The sequence below is a fragment of the Oxalobacteraceae bacterium OTU3CINTB1 genome, assembly GCA_024123955.1.
Taxonomy (GTDB): Bacteria; Pseudomonadota; Gammaproteobacteria; order Burkholderiales; family Burkholderiaceae_D; genus Rugamonas.
Genome location: CP099652.1, coordinates 2,453,784 through 2,470,304, shown reverse-complemented (window position 1 = coordinate 2,470,304; position 16,521 = coordinate 2,453,784). Strand labels below are relative to the sequence as shown.

8 protein-coding genes are annotated in these 16,521 nt (G+C 63.3%); 1 reads left to right on the top strand and 7 read right to left on the bottom strand.

All coding sequences use genetic code 11. The features are described 5' to 3' along the window. Positions 1-11: 11 nt before the first annotated feature. Genes NHH73_10750 through NHH73_10740 form a run of 3 tightly spaced genes read right to left on the bottom strand, consistent with a single transcriptional unit; the run spans position 12 to position 6,691 of the window. Complete coding sequence (locus tag NHH73_10750) at positions 12-2,636, bottom strand: carbohydate-binding domain-containing protein (GenBank protein USX28725.1); 2,625 nt, start codon at positions 2,634-2,636, stop codon at positions 12-14. A 27-nt stretch (positions 2,637-2,663) separates the two neighbouring features. Continuing rightward, complete coding sequence (locus NHH73_10745) at positions 2,664-5,300, bottom strand: TonB-dependent receptor (GenBank protein USX28724.1); 2,637 nt, start codon at positions 5,298-5,300, stop codon at positions 2,664-2,666. A 53-nt stretch (positions 5,301-5,353) separates the two neighbouring features. Next, positions 5,354-6,691 (bottom strand): sugar MFS transporter, encoded by a 1,338-nt coding sequence (locus NHH73_10740; protein ID USX28723.1) that lies wholly within the window; start codon positions 6,689-6,691, stop codon positions 5,354-5,356. 469 nt (positions 6,692-7,160) lie between these two features. Here NHH73_10740 and NHH73_10735 point away from each other — a divergent pair, with 469 nt between their 5' ends. Continuing rightward, on the top strand, positions 7,161-9,827 hold the full coding sequence (locus tag NHH73_10735) for a TonB-dependent receptor (protein ID USX28722.1): 2,667 nt from the start codon (positions 7,161-7,163) through the stop codon (positions 9,825-9,827). Between the two features lie 137 nt (positions 9,828-9,964). Here the strand turns inward: NHH73_10735 and NHH73_10730 are convergent, their stop codons facing one another. From NHH73_10730 to NHH73_10715, 4 genes are read right to left on the bottom strand one after another with little or no spacing between them, the layout of a single operon-like run. Beyond that, complete coding sequence (locus NHH73_10730) at positions 9,965-11,029, bottom strand: GDSL-type esterase/lipase family protein (GenBank protein USX28721.1); 1,065 nt, start codon at positions 11,027-11,029, stop codon at positions 9,965-9,967. After that, the gene (locus tag NHH73_10725; GenBank protein USX28720.1) at positions 11,029-11,775 is read right to left on the bottom strand and encodes a GDSL-type esterase/lipase family protein; all 747 of its coding nucleotides are present in this window, start codon (positions 11,773-11,775) and stop codon (positions 11,029-11,031) included. Before NHH73_10725 ends, NHH73_10730 begins: the two co-directional genes overlap by 1 nt. 11 nt (positions 11,776-11,786) lie before the next feature. After that, complete coding sequence (locus NHH73_10720) at positions 11,787-15,299, bottom strand: hypothetical protein (GenBank protein USX28719.1); 3,513 nt, start codon at positions 15,297-15,299, stop codon at positions 11,787-11,789. A gap of 1 nt (position 15,300) precedes the next feature. Continuing rightward, complete coding sequence (locus tag NHH73_10715) at positions 15,301-16,515, bottom strand: glycoside hydrolase family 27 protein (protein USX28718.1); 1,215 nt, start codon at positions 16,513-16,515, stop codon at positions 15,301-15,303. Between the last annotated feature and the right edge of the window lie 6 nt (positions 16,516-16,521).

Sequence of the window (16,521 nt, the reverse complement as noted above, 5' to 3'; positions counted from 1 at the left end):
AACCCGGTGATTTAGCGGTTTTCCACGCGCGCCGCCAACCCCGCCCGGCCGTTGCGGTCGAAGGCGGCAACCTGGATGACGCCCTTCTCCGCTATCGGTCCCGTCACCGGTTTGCTGTTGGCGTCCGGCGACGCCCCGTTAACGGTATAGCGCATCTGGATGCCCGGCAGGACGTGGTTGACCAACACCCGGCCGCCCTCGACCAGCAGTCCGGGAGGCGCGATGCGGTAATTGACGCCCGTTTTTTCCAGGTCGAGACGCGGCAGCAGGCGCTGGCTCAGCGTATTGACAAACCCCGACCATGCGGCGCGGTGCAGCACGGCGGCTTTGTCCGGATCGTTTTCCGTGGCCCAGGTGGGGTCCGGCGCCCAGGAGCGTTCGGCCATCGCCAGCAGTCGCGGCATGACCAGATAGTCGATGCGGTCCGGAGTCAGCACCGTCTCGGTGAATAAAGTCGCTTCCAGCCCACGCACGCGGCGCTTGCCGAAATCGGTCAGCGCATCCTTGCCGGGCAGCGGCTTGGCGGCGTTCTTCAGGTAGTCCAGCGGGATGAAGTCGTACACCGTATCCAGCTCGACGTAGTCGCCCCAGTTGACGCCCGGCTCCTCGGGATTGGGGTTGTAGGCCATGTCCATATACATCTTGGTCACCGGCGCCAGCACGATGTCGTAGCCGGCGTTGGCCAAACGGTAGGCAAAGTCCTCGGCGCCCTCGGTGTTGTTCCAGACGTAGGCGCTGAAGCCGCGCTGCGTAAAGCGGGGGTTCGGAATCAGCTTGTGCTGCCCGCGCAGCATGGTGGCGCGCGCGGCCATCTCCTCCCAACCGGAGGCGAACAGCCCTTGCTTGCGCAGGATGACGTCGACGCGGTCGTAGAAGTAGTCCCACAGATCGGCGACGGTCTCCAGCTTTTTCTGTTTCATGACCGCCAGGCTGGCCGGCGATTTTTCCCATGCGCCGTGCGGCAGTTCGTCGCCGCCGACGTGGATGGTGCGCAGCTTGACGCCGGCCTCGCGGTGCAGCGCGGCGACCTGGCCAACCACATGTTCGATGAACGTGAAGCTCGATTCGAGCCCGGGATTGATCACATGGTCGTTGTAATGCTGCGGCGAGCTGTAGACGGATTTGTCCTCGAAGTCATTCAGAAGGTATTTCGCCGCGTCGCGGTTGCCGGCGGCCTTGAGGCGATGATAGCGCGCCTCCATCGCCTGCACCGCCGCGCGGGCATGGCCCGGCATCTCGATCTCTGGAATCACGTCGATGTGCCGCGCCGCCGCGTAGCGCAGTATCTCGATGTAGTCGGCGCGGGTGTAGTAGCCGGTGCCGGTGGCGTTGTCCGGATTGGCGCCGGAGCCGTAGGCCGGTTGCAGGCGCAGGCCCGGCTTGGCACTGTGGCCCCGCACCGCGCCGATGCCGGTCAGCTCCGGCAGGCCGGCGATCTCCAGCCGCCAGCCTTCGTCGTCGGTCAAGTGGAAGTGGAAGGTATTGAGCTTGTAGCGCGCCATCAGGTCCAGCAGCTTGAACACGGTCTGTTTTGTGTGGAAGTTGCGGCTGACGTCCAACTGGAAACCGCGATACGGAAAACGTGGCGCGTCGACGACGGTCAACTCCGGCAGATCGATGCCGCCGGTGCCCGCGCCAGGTAAAGGCATCAGGTCGCGCAGCGATTGCAATCCGTAGGCCACGCCTGCCGCGCTGTTGCCGACGATGGCGATGCCGCTATCCGCCTTGATGGTCAGGCTGTAGGCCTCCGGCGAAGTTTGACCGGCGACCGCGCCGACGCTCAGGCGCAGATCAGGCGCGCCGGAGCCGGTGTGGGTGCCGGCAACCGGCAAGGCCGGCGAAAACAGCGAGCGCGCGAAGGCGGTCTCTGTTTTCAATGCGGCCGGCGCGATGAGTTTCGGCTGCGCGGTCACCCGCAGCCTGCCTTGGCCCTGCTCCAGCCGCAGCGGCGTCGGGAACAACGGGGGCAGCGCCTGCGCCGGCAGAAGATCGGCATTGGCGTTGCGGCGGTAGGTGTCCTGCGGCGTGACGACGGGCTTGGCGCCGCTGCCGCCCTTGTCCAGTTGTTCGTGGCGCTCGACTGGCAGCAGTTGGTAGTCCACGATGTTATGGCCAACACCGGGCGCGCTGTCGTAGACAAGATAGGGGCCGGCCGGCGCCTTCGCCAGCTTGATCACCAGGTTGGGATGGATGTACGGCACATTCAACGTCTGGCCCGGCGCCACGCCGGCGAACCCGGGGGCGGGACGGATGCGGTAAAAGCCCCCCGCGACCTTCTCCACCGTCAGATTGCCGGCCAGCGGTCCGGTCGCAACGCCGTCCATGCAGTTGAAGTAAAGCGACCAGCCTTGCGGCGGCAGTGGGGCCTTATCCAGATTGGTGAGGATGAAACGCGCATGCGTGATGCCGCCCGGCGCCTGGGAAGTGAATTCATTGCGCTCCAGCTCCCAGCGCAGACGCAGATTAGCCCCAGCGGCAGCGGAAGCGCTGGCAGGCGCCGACTCCCGCGCCACGGCCGGCTTGCCCGATTGCGCGGCCTCCGCCGCCCGCGCCAGCGTGGCCGGCATCGCCGACATCAACAACGACAATGACAGTGACGCCAATCCGATACCGCCGGCCGTTTTCCGATTCAGCATTCCACTCCCCTGGGTGACGATTAACGATTAAAACTTTGCCTTGACGCCGACACTATACCGGGCGCCGTTCTCATACACGCCCACCGGCAGGCCGTCGGTGGTATTGGTCCGTATCAGTTCATTCCCGATATTCACCGCCGTCAGGTACAAGCTGATTTTAGGCGTCACGTCCCAGCTGGCCGACGCGTCCCACTGGCCGTAGGCGCTGGTGACATCCTGGCCGCCCTCATTCAGGCCGCCGTAGGATTTGGATCGGTAGTTGTAAGACAGCCGCGCGCTGTAACCGCCCTTTTCGAAGAAGCCGCTGACATTGGCCTGGTTGCGCGAGTTACCGATCACATTGAGCTTCTGGCCGTTGGCGTTGGCGCCGGTCTTGGCGTCGGTGAAGGTGTAGTTGACGACGGCGCCAAAGCCGCTGCCGAACACCTGCTGCCACTGGAGTTCCAGGCCGTTGACGGTCTGTCCGCTGCCGGCGTTGTATGGCCGCGTGACCGAGCGGGTGACGCCGCCGACGTTTTCCAGCGCGCTTTGCGTGTAGACGAAGGTATCGAGCTTCTTGGCGAACAGCGTCGCCGACAGCAGCGAGGCGTCGGCGTAGTACCACTCGGCGCCGATCTCCGCCTGGTTGGCGTGGTAAGGTTTGAGGAAAGGATTGCCGGCGGTGGCGGCGTTGGTGGTGCCGCTGACTTCCGTGCTGGCGCTCAAATCGCTGTAGGTATTACGCGCCATCACCCGCGCCACGGCGCCGCGCACCAGCAAATCCTTGTTCACCGAGTAGACCGCGTTAAGGCTGGGCAGCACATCGTTGTAGGTGCGCGAGACGCTGCCCAACACGTAGTTGCCGTTGCCGTTCAGGTCCTGGTAGGCTTCGGAGGTCTGGTCGGTCTTGACCAGGCGCGCGCCGAAGTCGCCGCGCCACTGCCCCACCGCGAAGTCGGCGCGGACGTAGGTGGCGTAGATCTTCTCCTTGATGCGGTAGTACTCGCCCTTCGCCTCGGCGTAGACCATGCCCTTGTCGAACATCGCGAAGCCCCGCGACGACGCCAGCCCGTCATCGACCCAGGCGTACTGCGTCAGCGAGCCGGCGCTGGCCGCCTCCTGCGAGATCAGCGGCGACGGCCCGGTCGACAGGTCGGCCAATGTCAGCGTTTCCCAGCCAGGATTGCCGGGACCATTGGTGCCGATGGTGCGGCGGTTCTGCACCTTGGTGTCGCGCAGCTTGACGCCGACCTTGATCGATTTGAAGAAGGCGTTATCGAGGTCTATCGTCAGATCGCCCTGGGCGTAGTTCTCCTTGGTCTCCATGCGGCGTATCCAGTCGCGCGTGCTTTGCAAGGTCAGTTTGGTCGGATCCAGCGGATTCATATCCAGGTATTTGATCTCGTACGTGTCGGGCGCCAGGTTGAACGTGGCGCGCGTATTCCCGGTGAACCAGAAATTGCGGTCATGGTCGCTGCCGCCGGAGCCCTTGGTGGTGCCGGCCTGGCCGTGGAACTTCCAGTTGTCGCCATCGTAGGTGCCTTCCAGGTCCAGCACCTGCGATTTGACATAGGACTGGCGGAAGATCGGCTCGAACGATACGCCGTTGGTCGGACCCACGGTGCCGCCCACCAGCGCCTTGGTGCCGTCCGAGGTGGTGATGAAGCGCGGATCGGTGACGGCGATATTGCCCTTGGCGTCCACCAGGCCGCCCGCTTGCCACAGGTAGTTCTGGTTGCTGTTGTCCATGCTCATGTCGGAGTTCATGTAGTTCAGCGAGATGTCCGTGTTGGCGTTCGGGCGCGCCTGCAGGGTGATGTTGCCGGTGGTGCGTTCGCGGTCCTGGCGGAAGATCGGCGTGCCGCCGCCCCACGACGCGTAGGCGCCCGGCGTGACCGCGCCGTTCTGGTCGACGATGTTGTACTTGGTCGTGTCGGTGAAGTTTTCCAGGCCGTCGCGGCGCATCGTGCGCTTTTGCTGGCTCACGGCGACCAGCGCGCCGAAAGTTTTCTGTTCGTTGGTCCAGCTGAGCAGGCCGGAGAACTGCGGATCGGTTTTCTTCGGCAGTTCGCTGTAGGTCGCTTCCGCCGACACCTGCGCCACGAAAGGCTTCAGCTGGAACGGCTTGCGGGTCTTGACGTTGACCAGGCCACCGATGCTGCCCTCGTCCAGGTCGGGCGACGGGCTTTTATAGACGTCGATGCTGCCGACCAGCTCCGAGGCCAGGATGTCGTAGTTAAAGCCACGGCTCTGCGAATCGTTTTTCCACCAGTAGCCCGAGGCCACGGCCTGGCCGTTCAGCTGCGTCAAGTTCAGGTTCTTGTCGGTGCCGCGCACGAAGATGTCGCGGCCCTCGCCCCAGGTGCGGTCGACCGAAATGCCGGGCACGCGCTGCAGCGAATCGGCCACGTTCTTGTCCGGGAACTTGCCCACCTCCTCCGCCGTCACCGTGTCGATCACGTTGCCCGAATCGCGCTTCTCGGCCAGATTGCGCTTGAGGCGTTCGCGGATGCCCTTGACCTCGACCACGGCCGGATCGCCCGCCGGCGCGGCCTCGGCGGCCTGCGCCACCGCCTGGTCAGCGGCGGCGGCGTACAAATGCGGTGCGAAAGCGCTTGCCAGCGCCAGCACGATCAGCTTGGGTAACAGCTGCTTCTTCAACAGCGGCTTGGTGGTGGTCGTCATTATTTGATTCTCCTGTTTCTACTCAAAAAAGGAACCGCTTCGATATACCGTTTTCACACACTTCCAGCGCCACGCCAGTTGCGGATTTTGTGGCCGCTCGCGGCGTACCAGAGAATCATCGCGTAGCAAGGCAGCATCAGCCAGTAGCCCGCTTGCGGACCGGATGCATCGGACAGGCGGCCATACAGCAGCGGCAGCACGGCGCCGCCGGAGATGGCCATCACCAGCACGGCCGAACCGGCGGCGGTGTAGCGTCCCAGGCCTTGCAGGGCCAGCGGCCAGATGGCCGGCCACACCAGCGCGTTGGCCAGTCCCAGCAGCGCCAGGCACATGACCGTGTCCGGCACCAGCGGCACGCCGGACCAGCCCAGCAGCACCTGGGCGATGCCGCTCGACTGGCTGGAGCCGGTTGCGACACCGACCGTCAGCGCCAGACCGAGCAGCGCCGACAACAGCAGCGCGCCCTTCTGCGACAGGTAGCGCGGGATCGCCACCACGCCAACGATGTAGCCGAGCACCATGCACACCATCGTGTAGGACGTGAGCACGCCGAAGTTGGCGACGTTCAGTTCGTGGCCGTACAGGCCGATGGTGTCGCCGGCGATCACCTCGACGCCGACGTAGCCGAACAGGGCCAGCGCGCCCAGTACCAACTGCGGGAATTGCAGTACGCCGGTGCGCTCGACGTTGGCGGCGGCGTCGTCAGCTTCGGGCGGAATGTCGCGCAGATTGGAAAAATGGATGAACACCATGATGACGAACAGCACGGCGGCCATGCAGGCGTAGGGGAACACCAGCCGCTCGGCCAGCGTGGCGCGCATGGCGTCGCGCGCGGCCGGCTCCAGGGTGGCGAGCGCGGTGTGCGAGAAGCTGTCGATATCGGCCAGCATCAGCGAGCTGAACACGAGCGGCACGACCACGCCGGCGCCCTTGTTGAAAAGGCCCATGATGCTGATGCGCATGGCCGCGCTGTCGCGGTCGCCGATCTGGACGATGTAGGGATTGATGGCCGTCTGCATCAAGGTCATGCCGGTGGCCAGCGTGAACAGCGCCGCCAGGAACAGCTCGTAATGCGTGCTGCGCGCCGCCGGAATGAACAGCAAGGCGCCGGCGCCCATGATGCCCAGTCCGAGGGTCATGCCCTTTTTGTAGCCGATCCGGCCCAGCACGGCGGCGGCCGGCAGCGCCATCACCGTGTAGGCGATGTAGAACGCGAACGTGACCCACAGCGCCTGGAAGTTGTTCAGGCCGCAGACGATCTTGAGGAAGGGCACCAGCGATCCGTTCAGCCAGGTGACGAAGCCGAGAATGAAGAACAGCAGGCCGACGAACAGCATGCCGACCAATACCGTTCGCGACGAGTCGCGGGGCCGCTGTTCCGTTGTGTTCACACTCATTTGCATGGGGCTCCCCCAAGTTATCGATGAGTCATGCTACCAGTGCAATACCAGTCATGCCAGCGCCGCCTCAATCATCGCTAAGCCGTTGTTTTTATTAGAAAATCGCGTTTTCCACCGGTGAGACCGCTTACATTTCTTTACAAAGCCAACGCTCCGCCCCTTCCGCGCCGCGTCGCTAAGCAATGCAAGCTTGCAAATCTTTACAAAACAGTTTGGGAAATTACAGCCTTGTGTCCTCACAGCCACGGTAACCAAAAAACACCAAAATATTGTGTGTTTAGTAAAGTTTGTTAAACATCGGTTTCAAATTTAGTTTCATTTGACCCTCGAAATTTCCGCATCGATACTCCGGATTGCCAGGAAGCTAAGCCGTATCCGACAACCTGCGGCGCTGGCGCTTTCCATAATTCCAAAAACATCGAGGAGACAGACAATGTTGCACCCCACAAGACGTACTCTCATGAGCCTGGCCGTTGCCAGCGCTTGTTCGTTCATGACGTTGAGTGCCCAGGCCCAGACCGACACCGCGACCGCAGCCACCGCCGAGGCCCAGACCGCAGCACCCGCCGCTTCGTCGGCCAATCCGGACCAGATCCAGGAAGTGCGCGTCACCGCGACCCGCTACTCCACCTCGCTGCTGCGCACCCCGCTCGCGGTCGCGGCGCTCAGCCAGGAGCAACTGACGCGCAAGGGCGCCACCAGCCTGTCGGACCTGAGCGGCGAGATGCCCAACGTCGTGATCGAAAACACCGGCGAGGATTCGGCCGTCCAGATCACCATACGCGGCATCACCTCCACCAACTTCACCGAGACCGGCGATCCGGCGGTCGGCTTCCATGTCGACGGCATGTACTCGCCGCGGCCACAAGGCGCGCAGGCGCTGATGTTCGACCTGGAACAGGTCGAGGTGCTGCGCGGCCCGCAAGGCACGCTGTTCGGCCGCAACTCCACCGGCGGCAGCGTCAACGTGATTCCGGCCAAGCCGGATTGGACGGGCAACTACGGCAGGGCCGATATCGACATCGGCAACTACCGCAAGAAGCAGATCTCCGTGGTGCAGAATATCGTCGTCAACGACGCGCTGGCGTTGCGCGCGACGTTCATGAAGGTCAAGCGCGACGGCTACGCCAACCAGACGCGCGATCTGAGCGAAGCGAACGCGCCGGCCCTGGGCTGGGTCCCGAACGGCAAGCCGGATGTCGACCAGCGCTTCAACCGCGTGATCGGCCCGAGCGACTACTACACCAACCAGGACGAATGGGCCGGCCGCCTGACCGGTCTCCTGAAGATCAACAAGGACATCACGGCCAAGGCGTCGTACGAGCAGTTCCAGGATTCCGGCGCTGGCGGCGCCACCTTCCGCGATTGCGACGCCACCGCCGGCACCCGCTACGCCTGCGGCCCCGGACAGGGCAAGTGGGACATCAACGTCAACGTCCCCGGACAGAACGACCTGAGTATCAAGACGCTGCGCACGGGGATCAACTGGAATATCAACGACCACACCAACTTCGACTACACCTTCCAGGTCGCCGACCAGACCCGCTCGCAGATCACCGACGACGATCTGGGCATGCAGCACGCGGCGCCGTTCCAGATCAATGGCGCGTATCCGAATTCGGCCGATGGCAACTGGGGCACGTGGCCGCTGACCGACTCCTTCCACCGCACGCTCGACTCGCGCTACCTGTCGACCGTGCACGAGGCGCAGTTGAAGCAGCAGCTGGGCAATGTGCAGTATGTCGGCGGCTTGTTCTGGATGCACGAGCGTAACCGCATCGACTACGAGCAGACCAACACCATCCAGAAGCCGTACGGCGATGTCGGCAGCGTGCTGTATAACCAGCCTAACCGCCAGGTCGACGCCAAGGCGGTCTTCGCCCAAGCCGACTGGAAGTTCATCCCGACGTGGACGGGTACCCTCGGCGCGCGCTATAGCATCGACAGCAAAGAGGATAAGGGCGGCAAGGTCTATGGCGCCAACTGGATCGGCAACTCGGCCTACTACAATGGCCTATATTCGCAAGGCACGCCCGGCACGCCCGGCTTCCGCGTCCACGACGGCACCGACCTGACGCCGGCAATGGGCGGCAGCGTGGCGGCATACCACCTGTACGGCGCGCCGACCTCGAACGACCATAAACAGGAATGGAAAAAAGTGACGTGGCGCGCCGGCCTGCAAAAGCAACTGGACAACAACAAGATGGTGTACGCCTCCGTGTCGACCGGCTACAAGGCCGGCGGCTTCGCCGACAAGACCGACAGCTGCAACTACCGCCTGTGCGCCGACGGCAAACCTGGCGTCGAGACGTTCCTGCCTTACGAGCCGGAGACCGTCACCAACTATGAACTGGGATTCAAGGGTAAATTCCTGGACAACCGTTTGAGCCTTTCGGCCACCGCGTTCTTCATGAAGTACAAGGACATGCAGGTGACCGGCACCTACTTCATCAACCAGATCATTCCTTCGGCAGGCCTGCCCTGCCCGGCCGACCAGCCGAAGTGCGACGTGTATGAAGGCTGGCGCACCATCAACGTCGGCAAGGTGAATATCCCGGGCCTGGAACTGGAATGGGACTACAGGCCATGGCGCGGCGGCCGTATCGGCGGCGGTTTCGCGTTCATCAACTCGAGCATCCACGACTACAACTCGTACAGCGACGACTATCAGTGCGACGTGCGCGTGGAACTGGGCCTGCCGGCCTGCCCGACCGCCTACAACGGTCCGGACAAGACCTTGCTGGGACGCCGCCTGGCCAACATCGACGGCAACCACCTGCCGAACACGCCGAAGTACCAGTTCAACATCAACTTCTCGCAGGAGTTCGGGTTTGAAAACGGCTACAAGGTGATCCCGTACGTGAAGGTGAACTGGCGCGACAAGGCTTACTTCGACATGCTCAATTCGGAGTTCGCTCACATCGGCCGTTATCAGAAGGCGTATGCGATGGGCGACGCGTCGGTGCGGCTGGAGGCGCCGGAAGACAAATGGCACGCGGAGCTGTATGTTCGCAACATCTCGAACAGCCACGCGAAGTTGAGCGGCAATTCGGTGTTTGGTGGGTTCATGGAGGCCAATTTCGTACAGCCTCGCATGTTCGGGTTCCGGGTCGGCGCGAGCTACTAAGGCGTTTGGCGGATTACGGCGTTCCGCCTAATCCGCCCTACGTGTCTCCTCGGTTTATCACATACCAGTTAAGACGGAGACACGTAGGGCGGATTAGCGCAGCGTAATCCGCCAAGCTCCGTCGGCGGCCCAAACACTCACCAACTCATGACGGAACGTACCTGCGGGAGCAAATCGTTGGCGATATTGACGGTTTGCTCCCTGGTCGGATGCCCATCATCCGCATCGCCCGAATAGGGCTTCGACGCGATCGCGCGCACCCTTTTGTCCCCCACCCGCTTTACCGTCTCGGCGATATATTCGATCAGCGCCGCCCTCTTCTCGCCGGTCACCAAACCGCCCTCGGTCAACACGATCCGCGCCTGCGGATGATCTTTCAGTATCGTCCGCACGAACCGCACGTAGGTGCCCACATATTGCTCGCGGTCCGGAATCCCGCCATTGAAATCGTTGGTCCCGATCACACTGAGTATCACATCGGGCCGGTAATCCCGCTGGTTCCAGCGTGCCGGCGTTTTCCGGTCCGGGATCGCCAGCTGATAATAGTCCGGCAGATTCAGTTCGTCGGTCTTGTTGTCCCATGTGCGTATCAAGCCTCGTCCGCCGTAGCAGACCAGCTGCACCTGCGCGCGCAACTCGCGCGCCATCAGCATGCCGTAAGAGGAACGCGCGTTCCACCAGGACGGATCCTTTTTCGCTCCTGCCACGCGGTCGATCGCCTCACCGCAAGTGACGGAATCGCCCAGTATCAGCATTTTGCGTTGCGGGAGGACGGGTGCGGCGTTCCATATACCGTCGGTGTCGAAGCGCAGCAGCGCGGCGGTGCCATGCCAGGTCTCGGACCGGTTGACGATTTGCACCGAGTGCTTGCCGCCGGAGGCGCCGTCGACCAGGGTGACAGTCTGCCTGCCGAACGCCAGCCGTACCTTGCGCGCGACGCCGTCGACGATCACGTCCAGGTAGCTGTTCTCGCCGCTGGCCTCCGCCTCGACGCTGAGGCGCGTGCCCTCGAAGTTGAGATAAAAACTAACGCCCGGATAGCCGAACCGCACCACGCCGTCGGCGTTGATATCGGTTCGGCCCATCCGGGCGACGTGGCGATCGGTGGCCGTTATCGACGCCGCCGCGACCAGCGGGGCGTGGGCCCATAGCGCGGCAACCAATGCCGCGCCGCCGGTGATACGGCGTCGGGCGCCGCTCATTACTTCATCAGCTTTTGTATATCCGGCAGCATCGCGTCGGACCAGATCTGATACCCCTTGGGCGTCGGGTGCAGGAAGTCGCCCATCACCTCGGACGACATGTCGCCGTTCGACAGCAGGAAGCGCGCGCCGTAATCCTTGAAGATGATGGTTTTGCCATCACCCAGCGTCGCTATCTTGCGGTTCAACTCAATGATCTGCTGCCGCTTCGGGCTCTGCGCCGACTGCTCGTAGGGCAGCACGGCGTTGAGCAGGATCTTCGCGTCCGGGTACAGCGCGCGCAGCTTCTTGACAACCGCCTGCACGCCTTCGAACACGTCGTCCGGGGCGGCATTACAATGGAAGAAATTGTTCACGCCGATAGTCAGCACCACCAGCTTGGGATGCAGCTTTTCGGCGTGGCCGTTGTCTAGCCGCCAAAGCACGTTGCCGGTGTGGTCGCCGCCGATGCCGAAATTGGCCGCCTTCCATGCGCCGAAGGACTTGTCCCAGATCTGCTGGTTCCAGCCTTCGGTGATGGAGTCGCCGACGAACAGCAGATCGACGTTGCCGGCATCGGCCACCGCGACGTCCTCGTTGAACATCTGGTGCCAGCGCGCCACCGACATCCACGGATACTCGATTTTGCGCGGCGCAGGCGTGGTGCTGCATGCAGAGGGGCTCAGGGCCGCATCGGCGTAACTCGGGGCGCTGGACAAGGCCAGCAGGCCGACGGCGACGACTGCGGAGATCAGCGACTTCTTCATCTTGAATCCTTTCATTGCGCGCTTACCTGCAGCGATTGCGGCGACACGTTCCAGCCACGCAGATCCAGGCGCACCGCGCCCTGGCTCTTGAACGTGACGGTCACGGTGCGGCTCTCGCCCGGCATCAGCGCTACATAATTATCCGAAAAATACACCGGCAGTATCCTCTCGCCGTCCGCATTGAACAAGGTCAGTTTACCGCTCAGGGCAGGCACTTCGCCGCCGTTGCGCATTGTAACCTCCAACTGCCGTTCGCCCCGCACAGCGGCGGAGGTCCAGCGCGCGGCCAGCTCCAGCGGCACCGTCGCCAGCTGGTTCAAGCCCTGTTGGCCGGCCAAGGTGCTGCTCGGCCAATAGGCGTTTTGCGACAGCACTTTGCCAGCAGCGTCCTTGAGCACCAGTTTGAGCACGATCAGCTTGTACTGCGCCAGCAAGGCGGCGATGCCGGCGTCGATGGGTTCCGACGTACTCACCGGCGCCACCGTCACCGGCTTGTCGCCGCCGGCCAGCAGCTTGCCCTGGACGTCGTAGGCTGCGTACGACAGCGTGGCGCCATTCAGCGCGGCGGCCGGGTTGTTGATCACCATGAGCCGATAATCGGGCAGGTTCATTTGCACGTGGACCGGCTCCGCCGCGCTCTTCACGCCGTAGAAGGCGCCGTGCGTATCGTAGTCGTGGCTGAGAATCTGCCACATGGTGCTCGGCCAGGCCGGCTGCGTCATCCACAGCATGCGGCCGCTGTGCTGGCGCCACAGGCCCGCGTTCATGCCTTCGAAGATGGCGCGGTGGCTTTCGTAGTTCAACATCTGGGCCTTGCGCTCGAAGTCCGCAAGCGAATCGGGCGCGCCATAACCAGTCGCCATCGCCGCGTTGAAGCTCTTGACGCTGCCGTTGCCGTCAGGGTGCCAGTCGTGATACGTGACGGTGTCGCTCAACGGCCACTGGTCGGTCGACGGCACCGCCGCCTTGATCGCCTCGATCGTCGGGAACGACGGCGTGCCCACTTCAACAGAGAAGCCTTTGGCGTGCTCGGTGAAGTAGCTGGCAGGCGTCTGGTAGTTATACGGGCCGCTGTTCTGAAGGTTGACGCGGTTCGAGCTGCCGCTGTACCAGCGGGTGCCGTCGAGCTGATAGATCATCGCCTCCAGCGCCTCGTTCAGCACGGGCTGCGGCACGCCCTCATTACGGCCGAACCACATGATCACCGACGGATGGTTGCGGTAGCGCTTGACCACATCGCGCGCGTTTTCCATGAACAGGTTGACGTCCTGCGGCTCCAGGTTGTAATCCTGGGTCGAGGCCCAGAAGTCGTTCAACACCATCAGGCCGTATTCGTCGGCCAGTTCGAAGAAGCTCTCCTCGGTGTTCTGCCCCACCCAGTTGCGGATGATGTTGACGTTGGCGTCCCGGTGCAGGCGGAAATAAGGCTCCAGCCGTTCGCGGTCGATGCGTTTGCGCCAGTCTTCCGTGCCCCAGTTGCCGCCGCGCGCCGCGATGCGTACGCCATTGACCTTGATGACCAGGAAGGGACTGAGCGTGGTTTCCTCCAGCGGACGGATGGCAGCCGTGCCTTCCGCCTCCGGCCGCAGGCCCGTGGCCCAATTGTTATCCGAAAGCTTTTTGATGGACTGGTGGCGACCGTCGGTGATGCGCACGCCCAGTTCACGGCCCTTGGTGAAATCGGCTTCCACGCGGCGCAGATGGCCGCTCTGGTCGACCAGCGACAGTTCGTACGTCACCGCGCGCACCCCGAAGCGGGTGCTGGCCTGGTCCGACAACTGCGTGCCCTGCAGCGCCTCGAGCTTGAGTTCATGCAGATCCGGCGCGCCATAGCCGTTTGGCCACCACAGTTTAGGATTCTTCAGCTTGAGCGCGGCGAAATCGGCCGGCGTGAAACGCACGCCGTGCTCCCCCGGCGCCAGGCTGACGGTCTTGCTCACATGGACAGGCTTCATGCCACCGTCACGGCGCGAGATCGTCGCGCGTACGGTCACCCGCTGCGCCGACTTCGATAAGTTCGAGACCGGCACTTCGATGCTGACGTCGGCCACGCTGTTGTCGGCCCTCGGCAACGCGGTGATCACCTGGGCGTCGCCCAGTTTAAAGTCGCGCGTGGCATGCAGCTCCACGTCCTGCCACAAGCCGGTGTTGCGGTCGCGGACCGATGGAATCCAGTCCCAACCCTCGGACGCGATGAAGGTCGGGCCATCCTGCGCCAAAGTGCCGCCGTTTTCGCCGGCGCCGGCCGCAATCGACTCTTCCTGCGGCAGGCCTGGATGCGGCGGCGGCGAGACCTTGACCGCGATGACGTTCTCGCCCTTGAGCTTCAGATAGGGGCTGATGTCGAAGGTGCCGCGCACGAAGGCGCCCTTCATGCCACCGAGTTTGCGGCCATTGATCCAGACTTCCGCCTCGTAGTTCACGCCCTTGAAGGTGACGAACAAACGCTGCCCCTGTTTGAAGCCTGCGGGTGGCTGGAACAAGGTGCGATACCAGTAATCCTGTTTGTTCAGCGATTCCGGAATGGCCATGTTATTCAGGCCGTAATCGGGATCCGGATAGACGCCGCGATCGACCAGCGTGGTCAACACCGTGCCTGGCGTGGTGGTTTGATACCAGCCGGCGGCATCGAAGCCGGCCGACGAAATGTGCTCCGGCTTGGCGCTTATCTCGGGCGCGGCCTGCAGCTTCCACGACTTGATGGTCCACAGATTGGCATACTTCTGCACCAGCGCCGGACCGCCATAGGCCGGCTTGGCTTTCGGCTCCTGGAGCGGCGAACCGGATTTTGGCAAGGTCCACGGGTCCTGCGGCGCGACCTGGCCGTACATCTGCCTTACCTGTATCGGCCACGATGGACTACCGGATTCGAAATTGATCAGTGCATCGTTTGGCTGCGCGGCCGCCGTCGCGCGTATCGCGCCCTCGTCCAGCGCCGTGGCGGTGACGGTGAAACCGGCGATCCGCCCGGCGTAGCCTGTCGCGGCCTTGCTGCGCGGGCCCAGCGAAATCCGGGCGCCGAAGTCGTCGATCGGCGTGGTCTGTGCAAGGTCCGTGACCGGGGCGGGCTTGAAGTCCTCGGCATTGAGCACCGCGTCCTGCCGGGCGACGGCGCTGCCGTTGGCGTACAAGGTGATTTGTTTGCCGTCATAGCTGACGGCCAGGTGCACCCAGGCGTTCGACGCTAGTTTCAGCGGCGAGACCACTTCCAGGCCATAGCCGCAAAAAGCGAATGCGCCGTCCACACTGCACACGAACCAGCCGGGCCCCGCCTGCGCGCCGGCGACGCCCGCGATCAGGGTGCGGCCGGGCGCCGGCTCCGACGGTTTGAACCAGCCGCTCAAACCGAACGGCTGCACCCTGCCCGCCATCGACGACGAGAAGATATCGACCTGCTTGACCTTCTTCAGCAAGCCATCGCTGGCGGCCGGGAATTCAGCGTTATAGGGCCCCCACTGGTCGCCGGCTTGGGCGCCGGACCACATCATCGCGGCCAACGCCGCCACAGTCATCGTGCGCTTCATTTCAGCTCCGTGCCTTCAGGCGCAAAACGATCACGCCATGCGGAGCGAGTTTGCTCTCCAGTTTTTTGCCGGTGTCTCCGGTCTTGCCGGTGAAGGCGTCGGTCCAGTTGAAGACCGTCTTGGTGGTATCGAGCACGCGCTTGTTCGCATCGTCGTTGATGCGGGAGCTGGACCACTGGTACGTCACCGGCTTGGCCTCGTCGCTGCGGTTCAGGATCATCACAGCCCACTCGTCGTTGGCCAGCGGCTTGGCCCAATACTCCAAATGGCCGGACTGCAGGAAGCGCCACGCCTGGATACCCAGCTTGTCCTGGTTGATGGAGATCACCGCCTTGTTGGTGAGGATGCGTTTCGTGGCCTCGGACATCTTGCGCACGTCGTTGCCGAGGATGAGCGGCGACGCCAGCATCGACCAGGCAGCGAAGTGCGTGCGGTCCTCGTCTTCGGTGAAGCCACGGCCCACTTCCAGCATGTCCATATCGTTCCAGTGACCCGGACCGGCATGCACGCGAAGGCCCGCCTGCTTGTCGAGGATCTGCAGCACGCCCCAACGCGAGTACGATGCCTCGCTGAATTCGCAATCGAAGCACATGTGGATGTCGCCGGTGGTGCGCCACGAGTGGCCGACGTCCTTGGCCCATTCCCAGGGCTTGTTGTCGCCCCATTCGCAAATGCTGAACAACATCGGCCGGCCGGCGGCGCGGATGGCGTCGCGCATGGTGGTATAGGCGCCAACCGCGTTCAAGCCCTTGCTGTCGCACCAGTCGTACTTGATGTAGTCGATGCCCCAGGAGGCGTAGGTTCGCGCATCCTGGTATTCGTAGCCACGGCTGCCGGGACGGCCGCCGCAAGTGGTGGCGCCGACGTCCGAATAGATCCCGATCTTGAGGCCCTTGCTGTGGACATAATCGGCCAGCGCCTTCATACCGGACGGGAAGCGCTCCTTATCCGGATGGATAACCCCCGTCTCGTCACGCTTGCCGTGCCAGCAATCGTCGATGTTCACATACTGATAGCCGGCGTCCTTCAAGCCATTTTTGACCATCGCATCGGCGGTGTCCTTGATCAGCTGCTCGTTGATATCGCAGGCGAAGGTATTCCAGCTGTTCCAACCCATCTGCGGCGTATCGGCCACCCCGTCGAACTTCTGGGCGTGGGCGTTGAAACCGAAGGCGCAGGCAGCCAGCGCCAACATGCTTGGCATGATACGTTTCATGTGCGG

What these genes read in the sequence shown, in the direction of transcription:
- NHH73_10750 (USX28725.1), bottom strand. Translation starts at nt 2,636, where the DNA reads ATGCTGAATCGGAAAACGGCCGGCGGTATCGGATTGGCGTCACTGTCA.
- NHH73_10745 (USX28724.1), bottom strand. Translation starts at nt 5,300, where the DNA reads ATGACGACCACCACCAAGCCGCTGTTGAAGAAGCAGCTGTTACCCAAG.
- NHH73_10735 (USX28722.1), top strand. Translation starts at nt 7,161, where the DNA reads ATGAGCCTGGCCGTTGCCAGCGCTTGTTCGTTCATGACGTTGAGTGCC.
- NHH73_10730 (USX28721.1), bottom strand. Translation starts at nt 11,029, where the DNA reads ATGAGCGGCGCCCGACGCCGTATCACCGGCGGCGCGGCATTGGTTGCC.
- NHH73_10725 (USX28720.1), bottom strand. Translation starts at nt 11,775, where the DNA reads ATGAAGAAGTCGCTGATCTCCGCAGTCGTCGCCGTCGGCCTGCTGGCC.
- NHH73_10720 (USX28719.1), bottom strand. Translation starts at nt 15,299, where the DNA reads ATGAAGCGCACGATGACTGTGGCGGCGTTGGCCGCGATGATGTGGTCC.
- NHH73_10715 (USX28718.1), bottom strand. Translation starts at nt 16,515, where the DNA reads ATGAAACGTATCATGCCAAGCATGTTGGCGCTGGCTGCCTGCGCCTTC.